Origin of the sequence: Marivirga atlantica, assembly GCF_016734805.1 — a bacterium.
Classification (GTDB): domain Bacteria; phylum Bacteroidota; class Bacteroidia; order Cytophagales; family Cyclobacteriaceae; genus Marivirga; species Marivirga atlantica.
Genome location: NZ_JAERQG010000003.1, coordinates 266,753 through 282,406 on the forward strand (window position 1 = coordinate 266,753; position 15,654 = coordinate 282,406).

Here is a 15,654-nt window from a genome sequence, read left to right on the forward strand (position 1 = left end):
AAATAAAATTAGGCTGAGTAGCTAATCATTGCAAATTTAGTCCTTCTAAGTAAAATCAATTTTTATCTTTGTGGCATAGTAGTATCACAGCAAAATCTTTATGTCAAAGAAGAAACTTATAATCACCGGAGGATCAGGCTTTATCGGATCAAATCTAACTCAAAAATACCTAAACGATGATAGGGTTGAAAAAGTAAGGGTGATAGATGATCTTTCCAATGGATACTATGACAATATCAAAGAATTTGAAAGTCATCCTAAATTTGAATTCTTTAAAGCTGACATTTGTGATTATGAGCGCATGCTCGAACTAACTAAAGGTTTTGACTTGATCACACATCAGGCCGCATTAGGTTCGGTACCAAGATCAATAGAGAACCCAATGCGAAGCACACAGGTGAACATTGATGGTACTGTCAACATTTTACATTGTGCTGTTCAAAACAAAATAGATCGTGTAGTTTTAGCTTGTTCTTCAAGTACATATGGCGATAGCCCTACCCTCCCAAAGGTTGAAGATAAAATAGGAAATCCCTTAAGCCCATATGCAGTAACAAAATACGCTGTAGAGTTATTTGCAGATGTATTTCATAAAACTTACGGACTCAATTATGTTGGTCTGCGTTACTTCAACATATTCGGCCCTAAGCAAAATCCAGACAATCCTTATGCTGCGGTAATCCCTATTTTCTGTAAAGCTTTTATGGAAGATAAAGCGCCAACTATTAATGGGGATGGTGAAACCAGTCGTGACTTTACTTTTGTAGAGAATGCCTTGCATGCTAATGACAGAGCACTATTTACTGAAAACTCAAGGGCACTCAATCAGATTTATAATGTAGCTTGTGGAGATCAGGTTACACTTAATGAGATGATTGATATGCTAAAAGACATTACAGGAAAAGACATTTCTCCTAATTATGGACCTGAAAGACCTGGTGATGTAAAGCACTCTAAAGCCGATATCTCAAAAATAGAGGAGCTTCTAGAATATTCCCCTAAAGTGCGATTCAGAGAAGGTCTGGAAAAGGTGTATGAATGGTATAAGGAAACCTATCCTTAAATATTTAATAAAAGCTTTTTATATCGCTTGTTTCTAATAGCATGAAAAGTTGGCAATAAAACCGGATATAGCCAATAAGAAAAGCCGGCTATTATAACTTTTGAAAATTGATTACTAAATGGAATTAACGTAATTATACAGGAAATAAAAGGCACCGCAGCCATTAATAAGTTATTGTATATTCCAGTTCTAGTAAGAAATACTTCCACAGTATTAAGTCCGATAGCCCTTCTTCTACTATTTGCCAAGGCATACATCCAAGCAAGTACCAGGAAAATAAGCATTGCTCCAATACCATAAATAAATAGTAAACTTGACATTTCCGATGAATTAATCACTTCGGTATTTAAGTAATTAAATGTTTCCCTGTCATCAGTAAGAAGGGCGCTATACATTCCAAAAAGGAACTTAAATAGAAATTTCAAAGGATATACATAGATGAGCACCAGAAATAACAAGATAGTATTTATGGCTACTATTTTCACATCTCTAAAACCATACCTGATGAAAAAGATATAATGTTGAAACCAAATAACCGAAAGCAGCACTATACATATCCCAAAGGGTACTACATCAGCCAAAGACTTTTGTAAGTCTGCAAAAGTATTCGGCACTGTAGATGATAATACCATTAAAGTTACTGCCAAAGCAAAAACGGCATCACTAAAGGTTTCAATTCTTGTTTGCTCCTCTCCTCTGTATCTAAATTCAGGGTTCAGTCCTCCATGACTTTTCTTTACTGCTTTTCTAATCATAAGGTCGATTTTACAGCAATATAGGACTTCAGTACATTAATTAAATAATTTATCAAGCGATTTTATAAAGGATAATAAAGATGATATCTACTAAAACTGAAGGAAAGCATTCCAAACTATAGAGAAATTCATATTTTTGTTGAAACACTAAGTAATTAAACTATGTCGAATAATTTATTAGCAGGAAAAAAAGGGATTATAACAGGCGCGTTGGATGAAAACTCAATAGCCTGGAAAACAGCCCTAAAGGCAAAAGAACAAGGTGCTCAATTTGTATTAACAAATGCTCCGGTTGCACTTCGAATGGGTGGCATTCAGGAGTTGGCAAAAGAGTGTAATACAGAAGTAATTCCGGCAGATGCCACTTCCGTTGACGATATCAAGAATTTATATACCCAATCAAAAGAGCTTTTAGGTGGTAATTTTGATTTTATACTTCACTCAATAGGTATGAGCCCGAATGTTAGAAAGGGAAAAGCTTACCATGAGTTAAATTATGACTGGTTACAGAAAACTTATGACATCTCTGCAGTATCATTTCATAAAATGATGCAAACAGCTGATCAAATGAATGTAATGAATGATTGGGGTTCAATAGTAGGTTTATCATACATTGCGGCTCAACGTACTTACCCTTTCTATAATGATATGGCCGATGCAAAAGCCTTATTAGAATCAATTGCCAGAAGCTACGGTTACAGATTCGGTAAAAAGAATAAAGTAAGAGTAAACACAATTTCTCAGTCACCTACACCTACAACTGCAGGCTCTGGTATTGACGGATTTGATTCATTCTACAACTTCGCACAGAAAATGTCTCCATTAGGAAATGCTACTGCTGACCAATGTGCTGACTACATCATCACTATGTTCTCAGACCTTACAAAAATGGTTACCATGCAGAATTTATTCCATGATGGTGGGTACTCATTCACAGGTATTTCTGAAGAACTAATTGAAGAAATGAAATAATCATCTCGCTTGAGATATATACAAAAGCAGTATTGTTCAAGCAGTGCTGCTTTTTTTATGAAAATTTATTTAAACGTTACAAATGATTAGTTTTCCAAACGCTAAAATCAACTTAGGTCTTCACATTACCTCGAAAAGGGCTGATGGCTACCACAACATTGATAGCTGCTTTTATCCTATCCCGCTCTATGATGTTTTAGAAATTATTGAAGCTAACGAAACTACATTAAATACCTCAGGTCTTGATATAGACGGCAGTCATTCAGATAACCTTATATGGAAAGCATATAACCTATTAAAACAGGATTATGACCTTTCTGCTCTTGAAATTCATTTACTGAAAAAAATTCCAATGGGCGCTGGCATGGGGGGTGGATCAGCAGATGGTGCCTTTATGCTCAAATTGCTAAATGAATATTTCAAATTAGGTCTTAACACAAAAGAACTTGAAAAGTATGCATTACAGTTAGGTAGTGATTGTCCATTTTTTGTAGAGAATACCGCCAAGCATGTTACAGGAAGAGGCGAGATCATGGAGCCTATTGACTTAGATTTAAAGGGTTATTGGCTAGCCCTTATTTACCCGGGCATTCATATCAGTACTAAAGAAGCTTACAGTGGCATAGTGCCAGATAATACCCGAGCATCTGTGAAAGAAATCATTGAGAAGGAACCAATTGAAAACTGGAACTCCCTATTAGCCAACGATTTCGAAAATACAGCTTTCAAAAATCATCCTGAACTGGCTAGTTACAAAAATGAATTATACGAGTTAGGTGCTATATATGCCGCTATGACAGGTAGCGGATCAACCATGTTCGGCATATTTAAGGAAGTGGTAGATTACCCAAAAATCGATAAGTGGCTAGAACTATAAGCTATTGGTTTTGATTGAGGAAATCCCAAGCTAATTCTCCTTCTCGCCCCTTTCTTCTATTACGTTTGATTTGCTTTTTTATGTAGTTAAGTTCTCTATAGTTATCTTCCAACTTCTCCAACTCAATGTGTTGTTCAATTAGCTGCTGTCTGTAGCTTTTTACCTTATCAACTAGTTCAGGGTTCTTTAACTGTTCATCATTCTCATCAAGCACATCATAAATAAGCAGATAAGATCTATTTCTGATTAGGTTTTTCTCAACTGCTTCCAGCTTCACCTTAAGCGTAGTAATTTGCCCTTCTTGATTAAAGGCCAATGCATTGACACTACTGCTAATTGCCAATGCTGCTCCTGTATAAGGTACTGCCTGGTTAGCAATAGTTTGCTCATCAAAAAAGGAGCCTACAGCACTAAACCCACCTAGAAATATGGAAGAAAGTAAAAAAGCCTTTTTCAATTTAGCATTACGCTCTAATCTATCATCAAGTTCTTCTATTCTTAATCTCAACCCACCTAGTATGGCCTCAGTATTTTGTAGATAATTGGTATACTGCTGATATATCTTTTGAGAGTTGATGCCTTCATTGACTGTAATTGTAAAAAATTTATTGTCACTAGCCATTTCAGGATCTCTCACGCTCAACAGCACATCATACTGAACAGGTATACCATCAGCTTTGACTATATCAAATCCTAAAGTATCACTCATTAAGAATAGTGCCTCCCCGTCTTGTTGCAAGTAAAGCCATTGTGGCTCATTCTCAAGCTTGAATTCCAGCTGATTTAAAGAATGGTTTTCATCATTCACAAACACTCTCCTTTTTACAGCATAACCTTCTCTTATTGATAAATTACTTAATCTGGCAATAGTTGGTGGTGTATTATTACGGTTCTGGGTAATCTGTACTTTTTTGGCTATTAATTCTTCAGAATTATTTTTATTTACTGCCTTTAATGTGAGTTCAACAGGAAAGTTATCTGATAAAGCAGCTAATTCATTACTACTTAGTTTCCAGCTAAACTGACCATCTTTTGTGGTTAAAACAGCGCCACCCTGAACTGATAAATCTGCCAGGTAATTGTATTCCTCATTATCAGGATCATTCACCGAGAAGTCGATCGTTAAGGGTTGGTCGGCTGAAATAATATAATTTTCACTTAATGAGTATTTAAAAGTGGGTGGTAAATTTTTATCCTGAATTTTAAAATGAAAATCCGATCGACTTATGCTATTGGTTTCATCAATAGCTATAATTTCAAGGTCATAATATTTATTATCAGCTTGTTGCTGCGTTGGTTTCCATTGTAGCAGCAGTCGGTTTCCTAATATGGTGATTTCGGATTGCTCAAAAGACTTTATATTAGGATTTCCATTCAGCACATAACTGATCAATACATTTTCATTTCTTCGGACATTAGCGGAAGTAGCCACAAACTCCAGCTCATAGCTTTCACCTTGACCTAACACTATAAAACCATCATTAATCAAACTATCAGGACTAAAATTAATCAGAGGCGTGTAGGCTCTCTTCATCACTTTAATAACTGTAGTGGCTTTCTCTAATAATTTTTCAGCAGAATCAGTTAAAGTGAACTCTACTTGAAACAAGCCATTTACTCCTTTAGGATTGTCCCAATAAAACTCTCCTTCTTGTCGATCGAACTTGGCACTATCCAGGTTAGAAGTCCAGCTTAATTGATACTGCTCATTCCAATCCACTTTAAAAATTACGGCCTCGCCTATTTCAACCTCTTGTATGAGAGGGGCTGTTAATTGAGACTTATTCTGTGCACTCAGCTGAGCTATAAAAAAGTACAGAATAGTAAGTAACTTAAGAATCTTCATAAAAGCTTATTTCTAAAAATACCCATTAAGCTGATAGTTTGTTTATGATTCAGAAGAATTACCGGATCATGTCGCTTCTGAGTGCTCTCCTTTTAACCATTTTGTTGATTAAAGGATAAGCCAATACCGATAACAAAATGATGGAGGTTCCCAGATAAAACCCTCCAGACATCTCTTCCTGTTTACCAAAGATAAGAAAGGCTAAAATAATACCATAAATAGGCTCAAGATTAACAGTGAGGTTTACCACAAATGCAGAGAGCACTTTTTGAATTTCTACTGAAACCGCAAACGCATAAACCGTACAAAAGGCAGCAAGAAGGATCAAATAAGTCCAATCCATTTGAATTTCAGGCAAAACAAATAATGAAGGCTGATAAAAAAGCATGAATATGGCTGTACCCAAACATGCACCAAACATTTCATAGAAAGTAATTGTGTAAGCAGGATGGTGCTTGGTAAACTCTCCGTTTAGTACGGTAAAAACGCTACAAAGAATGGCAGATATGATAGCCATACCAATGCCAAGTACATAATCGAATTCAAATTGTAGTATGATGTAGAGACCAACTATCACAAACAAGCCTAGAAAAAGCTCGTAGATTCTAATTTTCCTTCTGGTCATCATAGGCTCAATTAGGCTAGTCCAGAAGGAACAAGTAGCCATTCCTGCCAAACAAATGGAAGCAGTTGAAACCCTGGCGGACCAGAAAAAAAGTATCCAGTGCGCTGATATAATAAATCCGGTACCAATGATTTTAAGAATAGCTGCCCTACCAATATTGAGTTTCCGCTTCCTTAACAGCAGCAGAATAAACAGAATGATACTGGCGAACAATGTTCTATAAAGCACAACCTGTGGTGCCGAAAGTGTAATTAATAAACCAAGAATTGCTGAAAAGCCCCAAATTAATACAATGAAATGTAGTTTCAGATAACTTTTTAGCTCGTGGTTCATCGTGGTGTAAATTTATAGAGTATCAGTCCTATACAGCTAAAGACTATATTAGGTATCCATACAGCTAAAATAGGATTCATGGTTGAATTTTCAGCTATGGCCTTGCTCATTATAAAGAAAATAATAAAAACAAAGGCTATTACGAACCCAAGCGCAATTTGGAAACCTGTACCACCTCTGGTTTTTCTTGATGAAACTACAACTCCAATAAAGACTAGAATAATAGCCGCAAAAGGTGACATATATCGGATATAACGTTCAATCAAGTACACTTTAACGTTATCCGCACCACGTTCTTTGAGCAGGCCAATATAGCTATTAAGCTCCGTCATGGTTAGTGTTTCCTGCAGTCCCTTATCACTCTCAAAATCATCAGGTGAGATATTTAAAACGGTATCCATCTCTTTTCCTGAACTCACAAATTCCTTAAAACCTTCAATTTCTCGCAGCTCCCAATCCTTTATGGTCCAGCTGGCTTTGGCAGAATCCCACTCTATTCTTCTTGCAGAAAGTTTAGCCTTTAGTTCCTGATTAGTAATTTTTTCTAGCGTAAATCTGTAGCCTACATCTCTTTGGTTGTTATAGCTTTCCATATAAGCGTAGGTCTCAGGAGCTATTTTTATATGAATATCTCTATCACTGTAATAAAACGGCTTTTGAATATAGGCTGCCTCAAAAGCAATCCTGGTTTTATTAGCTTCAGGAATTATAAAGGAATTTAAAAAGAAACTTGCTACGGCAATAATGCTGGCACCTATAAAGTAAGGTCGCATAAACCTTCTAAAGCTCATACCGCCTGCTAGCATAGCAATAATTTCTGTATGCCCTGCTAAACGTGAAGTCACAAAAACAGTGGCTATAAAGATGGTTATTGGCGTAATGAGGTTAGCTATCCAGGGAATAAAAGCTCCATAATAAGGAAGAATATCAATAAGCTTCAAATTGTGCTCCATGAAGTCATCATTCTTCTCTGTGTAATCAATAACCACTACAATGGCTAATATGATTAAAACCACAAATATGAATGTTGACAATAACTTCTTTATAATGTATTTATCTAATAGCTTCATTAATTCAATTGGCAATTAACAATGAACAATTATCAATTGATCATTTTAAATTCGTAAATCGTAAATCTCAATTCTAAAATCTACAGCCTCTCCATCAATTTTCTAGCCATCTTTTCTTTCCAGCTATAAAAAGTGCCTTGCTCTATTTGCTCCCTCGCCTGCTCAACCAGCCAAAGGTAAAAAGTTAGGTTATGAATACTAGCGATTTGAGCTCCAAGTATTTCTTTTGAAGTTATCAAGTGTCGTAAATAAGCTTTAGAATAGAAAGTATCTACATAAGTACCAAGAGCCGGATCAATAGGACTTAAATCATCTTCCCACTTTTTATTTCTGATATTGATGATCCCTTCCGTTGTAAATAGCATCCCATTTCTGGCATTTCTGGTTGGCATTACACAGTCAAACATATCAACACCTAATGCAATACACTCCAATATATTAGCAGGTGTTCCTACTCCCATTAAATACCTTGGCTTGTCCGATGGAAGAATATCACAAACCAACTCAGTCATTTCATACATCATTTCAGCAGGCTCACCTACTGATAAGCCGCCAATGGCATTTCCATCTCTACCTTTTGAGGCAATTACTTCTGCTGACTGCTTTCTTAAATCTTTATAAGTACTTCCTTGAACTATTGGAAATAAAGTTTGCTCATAGCCGTAATGACCTTCCGTTTCATCAAATCTGGTAATGCACCTATCTAGCCAGCGGTGGGTCATGTCCATCGACTTTCGGGCATACTCATAATCGCAAGGATATGGTGTACACTCGTCAAAAGCCATCATGATATCCGCGCCTATTTTGCGCTGTATATCCATCACACCCTCAGGGCTGAAGATATGCTTTGATCCATCTATGTGAGATTTAAAGGTTACTCCCTCCTCTTTGATTTTCCGCGTACCGGATAAGCTATAAACCTGGTATCCTCCACTATCTGTTAGTATGGGTTTATCCCAACCATTGAACTTGTGCAAGCCTCCGGCTTTTTGAAGAATATCTAAACCAGGTCTCAGGTAAAGGTGATAGGTATTTCCTAAAATAATTTGTGCCTCAATATCATCCTTCAACTCGCGCTGATGAACTGCTTTCACTGAACCAGCTGTGCCAACAGGCATAAAAATGGGTGTTTGAATATCGCCATGAGCTGTCTTAACAATTCCGGTTCTTGCTTTTGAATCTTTATCGGTATGCTTAATCTTAAATTCCATGCTGGTGCAAAAATATAGCTTATATAGAAATTATAGTTTTTATTTTCCAATATCTTTGCCGCCAAAGTAAAAAAGACAGCGCTTCATGCCTCAGATACATTTCACCTTTTATTTATTATCAACTTTATTAATCATTCAACTCTACTTTTTTCTTCGCTATATCATTAAGCTACTTAATTATAATAGTTCAGATGAAACATCAGATTTGCATCCAACTTCGGTAGTGATTTGTGCGCACAACGAATTTGATAATCTACAAAATCATTTACCCAGCATCTTAACCCAACAGCATGCTAACTATGAAGTAATTGTGGTCGATGACCGCTCGCATGATCAGAGTTACGATTGGCTATTAGAGCAGAAAAAAGCTTACCCCCACCTCAAAGTAATTCGGATTGATGAAGTGCCCAATCATATCAATAATAAAAAGTATGCACTTACAATTGGTATTAAAGCTGCTAAAAATGAATTTATTCTCTTAACAGATGCTGATTGTGAGGTTAAGTCAAAACTTTGGGTTGACAGAATGTCACAATCTTTTAATCAATCTACAGATTTTGTCTTAGGCGCTTCTCTATATCAAAAAAGGAAAGGATTTCTAAATCAGCTCATACAATTCGAAACCTATAAAACTGCCATGCTTTATCTATCGAAAGCATTAGTGAGTAAGCCCTATATGGGTGTAGGTAGAAATTTAGCCTATCGGAAATCACTTTTTCTTCGGCAAAAAGGCTTTCATGGCTATCAATCTTTAACTGGGGGTGATGATGATTTATTTGTTAATAAACATGCTAACAATAAAAATACAAGAATAAGCATAAGCTCTGAGTCTGTTACTTATTCAATCCCCAAAACCAATTGGAGTGCGTATAACTTGCAAAAGAAAAGACACTATTCTGTAGGTAAGTATTATCACAGAAGCGATAAATTGTTTTTAGCAAGTATTCAATTGTCCACAGGACTTATATACCTCTCATATATTTTAGGCTTGATCTTTTTATCAAGAAACTTTATACTAATTTCATCATCATTAATGTTAGTGAGGTGGGTAGGACAATATGTCGCATATTTGAAACTTAGCATTAAGTTTGGTGATAAGTATCAACCTTGGCTTTTACCCGTAATAGAAATATTTGAATTATTCTATTACTTCGTTATAGGGTTAAGGGCTATTCGCTCAAAACGAATTCGATGGAAATAAATAAGAACAGAAACTTTTCTGAAAAAGCACTCAAAGATTTCAGACTTATAGATCAAGCTGTTATCAATAAAGACCAAATGGCATATGCCGAGTTGATGCAGCGCTATAAAAAGCCGGTTTATCACATGATTCTTAAAATGGTAAGAAATGTAGATGATGCCGAAGATTTAACAATTGAAGCTTTCTCCAAAGCTTTCAAGAGTTTGCACCGCTTTAAGAAAGACTACACTTTTAGTACCTGGCTTTTTAGAATTGCTACTAATAATGCTATTGACTTCATTAGAAAAAAGAAGCTGAAAACAGTCAGCATTCATAACTCTTACACTGATGATAATGGTGATGCCGTAGCAATGGATATTGAGGATGATAAGAACCTTACTCCACAGGATTCAGCTATAAAACAGCAGCGTATAGAATTGATGCGCATGTTTGTTGATAAGCTCCCTGCCAAATATCAGCGTCTGGTAAAGTTGAGATATTTTCAGGAATTATCTTATGAAGAGATTGCTACCGAACTTGAAGCTCCATTGGGTACTGTAAAGGCTCAACTGCATCGTTCAAGAGAGCTTATGAAAGAATTGATCCAAGGCAAAGAAACACGTTTCTAAGTATGGATTCAGTTGAACTCATTAATAAGTACTTTCCTGATTTATCAGAGCAGCAGCAAAAACAATTTGCACAGCTAGGTAAATTATACTCAGAGTGGAATGAGAAAATCAATGTGATTTCAAGAAAAGACATTGATCACATTTATGAGCGACATATATTGCATGCCCTCTCCATTGCCAAGTTTAAAGACCTAAATGGAAAAAAGATTCTTGATGTGGGCACAGGTGGTGGTTTTCCAGGTATCCCATTAGCTATAATGTTTCCGGATGCACAATTTACTTTAGTCGATTCTATCGGTAAAAAGATAACTGTTGTTCAGGAAGTTGCAGAAGCCATCGGTTTGCAGAATCTAAAGGCACATCATCAAAGAGCTGAAAAAGTAAAAGATAAATTTGATTTTGTAGTGAGCCGCGCTGTTACCCGAATGAATAAATTTCTGCCCTGGGTAAGGGAGAAAATCAAAATGGATGCTAACTCAACAGATGTTGGCATTATTGCACTTAAGGGTGGTGATTTGACCGAGGAAATGGCGGAAATAAAGAGAGGCTATCAAGAAAAAAGCCTTACCGATTATTATGAAGAAGAATTTTTTGAAACCAAGAAAATCATCTTTATACCTTTCTAACTTATGAGAATTCCATGTGGCTTTTGAAAACAAACACATACGCATGAAAATATTTAAGTACATCGTAATATTTCTCTTGCTAATTGCAGCAGCAGGAACCGTTACCTTTTTTGTTTTAGACAAACCACTTCCTGAAGGTGAACAAGGCCCCAGAGCTGAAGCTTTGGCTGATCGCATGTTGGAAGCAATAAATGATTCTGCATGGCAAGCTACGGGAGTTGTTAGTTGGAACTATCAGGATATTCATGATTTTGTGTGGGACAAGGACCGAAGCTTTGTAAAAGTTAGCTGGGAACAGTATGATGTATTCGTCAACCTATCAACCAAGCAAGGAAAAGCTTATGCAAAGAGTAAACTTGTAAAAGACTCAAGTGCCACAGTTGAGTTTGTTACCAAAGCTTATAATTTTTGGGCCAATGACAGCTTTTGGCTAAATCCCATTTCTAAAATTAGGGATAGAGGCACCAAACGATCACTCATTAACTTAGATCAGCCTAATAAAACCGGACTATTGGTAACATATCAATCTGGGGGTGTAACACCTGGAGACTCCTATCTCTATGTTGTGGATGAAGAGAATTACAGACCTGAAGCCATAAAAATGTGGGTGTCCATTATTCCTATAGGTGGTATTGAATTTAGTTGGGAAGAATATGTGAAGACTGAAACGGGTGCAATAATTTCTGTTTATCATGATGGGCCTATTGGTGTTAAGATCAACGGACTCAAAACCTATTCAGATATCACAGCATTTGAGGAAGGTGATATTTTTGAAGTTTTAAATTAAGATTGACACCTATGGAATCAGCCTATTCATAAACAATTAATATCACTCTTTCCATTTCAAATTGTATTCTCAATTTAATTCTCTATTCAACTGCACATTTTCAAAAGCTTATTGTACCTTTGTATCCCATAAGTATTAAAGCGACTCGAACACTATCTTATGGCATCTCAAAAATCTACTAAATTCATCTTCGTTACAGGAGGTGTTACTTCATCACTCGGAAAAGGTATAATTGCAGCATCACTGGCTAAACTTTTACAGGCCAGAGGCTTCTCTGTTACCATCCAAAAATTAGATCCTTATATCAATATAGATCCGGGAACTTTAAACCCATATGAGCATGGCGAATGTTTTGTTACGGATGATGGAGCGGAAACGGATTTAGATTTAGGTCATTATGAGCGTTTTTTGAATATTAACACTTCACAAGCCAATAATGTAACAACTGGTAGAATTTATAATAATGTTATTACTAAAGAGCGTGAAGGTGCCTATTTGGGAAAAACTGTACAGGTTATTCCTCATATCACAGACGAGATAAAAAGAAATATTTATGCTGTTGCTGATAATGATGAATATGACATTGTTATTACAGAGATTGGCGGTTGCGTAGGTGATATTGAGTCTCTTCCCTTCATTGAGGCAGTTCGCCAGGTAAGGTGGGATGTTGGAGCCAACAATTTCCTTGTAATAAATTTAACGTTGGTGCCTTACCTAAGAGCAGCAAAAGAATTAAAAACTAAGCCTACACAACACGCAGTTAAGCAATTATTGGAAGCTGGTATTCAACCAGATATACTAGTTTGTAGAACTGAGCATAAACTTCCTCAAGAGATTAGAAAGAAACTGGCTCAATTCTGTAATGTTAATATTAATTCAGTAATTGAAGCAATGGACGCAGATTCAATCTATGATGTGCCTTTATTAATGAGAAAGGAAAAGCTTGATGAGCGAGTGCTTGCCAAGTTAAAGCTTTCACACAAGGTAGATCCAGAGCTCACACAGTGGAAAGAGTTCCTTGGAAAGCTCAAAAACCCGATCTCTGAAATAAATATTGCCTTAGTGGGTAAATACATTGAATTACCTGATGCTTATAAATCAATAACCGAAGCTTTTGTACATGCAGGTGCACAGAATGAAACCAAGGTAAATATCAAATGGGTACATTCTGAAGAAATTAATGATGCCAATGTGAAAGAGCTATTAGGCAATGTTCATGGGGTTCTTGTTGCTCCAGGGTTTGGTGAAAGGGGTATTGATGGAAAGATTACCGCCATTAAATATGTGCGAGAAGAAAAAATACCATTTTTTGGTATTTGCTTAGGCATGCAATGTGCGGTGGCAGAATTTGGTCAAAATGTGTTAAAACTTAAAGGAGCCATTTCAACTGAAATGAATCCTAAAACAAAGCATCCGGTAATTGACCTCATGGTTGAGCAGCAAGGCATCACTAAAAAAGGTGGAACTATGCGTTTGGGAGCTTATCAGTGTGATCTTAAGAAAAACACTAAAGCCTACCAGGCATACGGAAAATCTAAAATAAAAGAGCGACATAGGCACAGATATGAATTTAATAACTCATATTTGCAGCAGTTTGAAGAGGCAGGCATGATTGCCAGCGGAATTAATCCGGATACTAATCTTGTTGAAATTATAGAGATTCCGGATCATCCTTGGTTTGTGGGCTCGCAATTTCACCCTGAATTAAAAAGTACGGTGTTAAATCCACATCCTTTATTCGTTCGCTTCGTAAAAGCCTCTCTGGAACATAAAATTTTATCAGAATCGAATTAAAAGTTAAATGGACAAAAATCAAGCAACAGGATTAATCCTAATGTCAATTTTGTTAGTTGCCTATTTCTGGTTTTTTGGTAGCCCAACAGAGCTACCTGAAAATGCAGACAATACATCACAAACTACCGAAGTTGATTCTTCATATAATAAAAGTACAGAAATAAAGTCTGGTGAGAATACTTCACCCGTAGAAACGGTAGCCAATGACTCGTTAATTAATGAACAATTAAAATCGAGATATGGCGTATTTGCTCCTGCTGCTCGAGGTGAAGAAAAGAACATTACTGTAAGTACTGATGTAATCAACCTGGTTTTTAATGCTAAAGGTGCCTCTATTGATAATTTAGAGTTAAAAGACTTTAAAACATTCAATCAAGAGCCTCTTATTTTGGTGAATAAAGAATGGGAAGAGAAAGAGCTATTGGTAAATACTGTAGTAGGTGCGGTAAATATCAATGAGCTTTATTATGAACTTCAGAACAACCCTAAAACCTCATTAACTGAAGGTGATACTGTAACATATGACTTTGTGGCTGACCTTGGCGGTGGCAGAAAAGTTATTCAAAGTTATACCCTTTCAGGTAATGCCTATGAAGTGGGGTATGATGTAAGCTTAAAGGGTTTCCAAAATGAACTATTAGGTGACCAAATCACGCTGGTTTGGGACAAACAGATGAAGCTCTATGAGAAGGACCTTGAATCTAGCAGAACTAAATCTACCATCAAATACTATAATTCAGAGGATGGTGTTGATGACCTGGGCGAAAGAAGCGTAGATGAAGAAACAGAAGAGTTAGCAATACCAATTAATTGGGTGGCTTACAAACAAAACTTCTTTACTTCTGCCCTAATTACGGATTTACCAATGCGCAGGGCTAAGTTAACTACAACTGGCGAAGGTATATCTGATGAATTTGTAAAATATGGTAGCATCAGAACCGAAATTGGTTTAGATGAAGTAAAAGATAATAAGGCATCTTTCAAGTATTACTTTGGTCCTAATAATTACAAAATATTAAAGAAAACAGCTCCTGATTTTGAAGACAACTTAAATTTAGGATGGTTCCCAATTTCATTGGTTAACAAATTTGTTATCATCAATGTATTCCAGTTCCTTGAAAAATATATTGCTAATTATGGTATCATCATCATCATATTAGTATTGCTTATCAAATTAGCTTTATCGCCACTTTCTTACAAGTCATATGTTTCTATGGCTAAAACGAAGGTTTTAAAACCACAGCTTGATGAGATTAAAGAAAAGCATGGTGGTGATATGCAGAAGGCACAGGCTGAACAAATGCAGCTCTATCAAAAAGTAGGTGTTAATCCACTTTCGGGCTGTATTCCTTTGTTATTACAGATGCCTATACTTTTTGCCATGTTCTACTTCTTCCCTAGTAGTATAGAGTTAAGAGGCCAGTCATTCCTTTGGGCAACTGATTTATCAACTTATGATAGCATAGCAAGCTTACCGTTTGACATACCTTTTTACGGTGATCATGTAAGTTTATTCACCATATTAATGACAGCTTCTACCTTGCTTATCACTTGGTCGCAAGGTCAGGTAAGTTCTGTTCAAGGGCCAATGAAGAATGTACAGTATATGATGCCAATCATCTTCATGTTTGTATTGAATAGTTTCCCTGCTGCACTAAGTTTCTATTATCTTATTGCTAACCTAATCACATTTGGTCAGCAGACATTAATCAGAAGAATGATTGATGAAGATAAGATTAAGCAAATACTTGAAGAAAATAAGAAGAAGAACGCTAACAAAAAGACTTCTAAATTTCAACAGAGACTTCAGGAAGCTATGAAGGCTAGCGAGGAAAACAAAAAGTCAAAAAACAAGAAATAAAAGTTTACTTAAGTATATAATAGTA

Annotated in this window: 14 protein-coding genes; 9 read left to right on the top strand and 5 right to left on the bottom strand. The window is 36.2% G+C overall.

Annotated features, from left to right (window positions below; translation table 11 throughout):
• Positions 1 to 100: 100 nt before the first annotated feature.
• Positions 101 to 1,063: an SDR family oxidoreductase gene (locus JKP34_RS12880; RefSeq protein WP_201922114.1), complete on the top strand. Its 963-nt coding sequence runs from the start codon at positions 101 to 103 to the stop codon at positions 1,061 to 1,063.
• Here JKP34_RS12880 and JKP34_RS12885 read toward each other — a convergent pair.
• Complete coding sequence (locus tag JKP34_RS12885; RefSeq protein WP_201922117.1) at positions 1,060 to 1,818, bottom strand: TMEM175 family protein; 759 nt, start codon at positions 1,816 to 1,818, stop codon at positions 1,060 to 1,062. The genes JKP34_RS12880 and JKP34_RS12885 overlap by 4 nt on opposite strands.
• 162 nt (positions 1,819 to 1,980) lie before the next feature.
• On the opposite strand from JKP34_RS12885, the gene JKP34_RS12890 reads away from it, so the two are divergent.
• On the top strand, positions 1,981 to 2,790 hold the full coding sequence (locus tag JKP34_RS12890; RefSeq protein WP_201922120.1) for an enoyl-ACP reductase FabI: 810 nt from the start codon (positions 1,981 to 1,983) through the stop codon (positions 2,788 to 2,790).
• 82 nt (positions 2,791 to 2,872) lie between these two features.
• Positions 2,873 to 3,667 (top strand): 4-(cytidine 5'-diphospho)-2-C-methyl-D-erythritol kinase, encoded by a 795-nt coding sequence (ispE, locus tag JKP34_RS12895; protein ID WP_201922123.1) that lies wholly within the window; start codon positions 2,873 to 2,875, stop codon positions 3,665 to 3,667.
• 1 nt (position 3,668) lies between these two features.
• On the opposite strand, the gene JKP34_RS12900 is transcribed toward ispE, so the two are convergent.
• From JKP34_RS12900 to tgt, 4 genes are all read right to left on the bottom strand, one after another.
• Entirely contained in the window at positions 3,669 to 5,513 is a 1,845-nt protein-coding gene (locus tag JKP34_RS12900; RefSeq protein WP_201922127.1) for a hypothetical protein, read from the bottom strand.
• Positions 5,514 to 5,571: 58 nt separating this feature from the next.
• Entirely contained in the window at positions 5,572 to 6,471 is a 900-nt protein-coding gene (locus JKP34_RS12905; RefSeq protein WP_201922131.1) for a DMT family transporter, read from the bottom strand.
• Positions 6,468 to 7,541: an LptF/LptG family permease gene (locus JKP34_RS12910; protein ID WP_201922134.1), complete on the bottom strand. Its 1,074-nt coding sequence runs from the start codon at positions 7,539 to 7,541 to the stop codon at positions 6,468 to 6,470. The genes JKP34_RS12905 and JKP34_RS12910 overlap by 4 nt, the downstream gene beginning before the upstream one ends.
• A gap of 80 nt (positions 7,542 to 7,621) precedes the next feature.
• Entirely contained in the window at positions 7,622 to 8,752 is a 1,131-nt protein-coding gene (gene tgt, locus JKP34_RS12915; protein WP_201922137.1) for a tRNA guanosine(34) transglycosylase Tgt, read from the bottom strand.
• An 85-nt stretch (positions 8,753 to 8,837) separates the two neighbouring features.
• On the opposite strand from tgt, the gene JKP34_RS12920 reads away from it, so the two are divergent.
• The 6 genes from JKP34_RS12920 to yidC all read left to right on the top strand — a co-directional run bounded on the left by JKP34_RS12920 (position 8,838) and on the right by yidC (position 15,629).
• Entirely contained in the window at positions 8,838 to 9,953 is a 1,116-nt protein-coding gene (locus JKP34_RS12920) for a glycosyltransferase (protein WP_201922139.1), read from the top strand.
• Positions 9,944 to 10,561, top strand: a complete 618-nt coding sequence (locus tag JKP34_RS12925; RefSeq protein WP_201922142.1) for an RNA polymerase sigma factor — start codon at positions 9,944 to 9,946, stop codon at positions 10,559 to 10,561. The genes JKP34_RS12920 and JKP34_RS12925 overlap by 10 nt, the downstream gene beginning before the upstream one ends.
• Before the next feature lie 2 nt (positions 10,562 to 10,563).
• The gene (gene rsmG, locus JKP34_RS12930; protein WP_201922144.1) at positions 10,564 to 11,187 is read left to right on the top strand and encodes a 16S rRNA (guanine(527)-N(7))-methyltransferase RsmG; all 624 of its coding nucleotides are present in this window, start codon (positions 10,564 to 10,566) and stop codon (positions 11,185 to 11,187) included.
• Between the two features lie 43 nt (positions 11,188 to 11,230).
• Positions 11,231 to 11,974 carry a hypothetical protein gene (locus JKP34_RS12935; RefSeq protein ID WP_201922147.1) on the top strand — a complete coding sequence of 248 codons (744 nt, stop codon included), beginning with the start codon at positions 11,231 to 11,233 and terminating at the stop codon, positions 11,972 to 11,974.
• 159 nt (positions 11,975 to 12,133) lie between these two features.
• The gene (locus JKP34_RS12940) at positions 12,134 to 13,768 is read left to right on the top strand and encodes a CTP synthase (RefSeq protein WP_201922150.1); all 1,635 of its coding nucleotides are present in this window, start codon (positions 12,134 to 12,136) and stop codon (positions 13,766 to 13,768) included.
• A gap of 7 nt (positions 13,769 to 13,775) precedes the next feature.
• A complete protein-coding gene (gene yidC, locus JKP34_RS12945) occupies positions 13,776 to 15,629 on the top strand; it encodes a membrane protein insertase YidC (RefSeq protein ID WP_201922153.1) in 1,854 nt (617 codons plus the stop codon).
• Positions 15,630 to 15,654 lie beyond the last annotated feature (25 nt).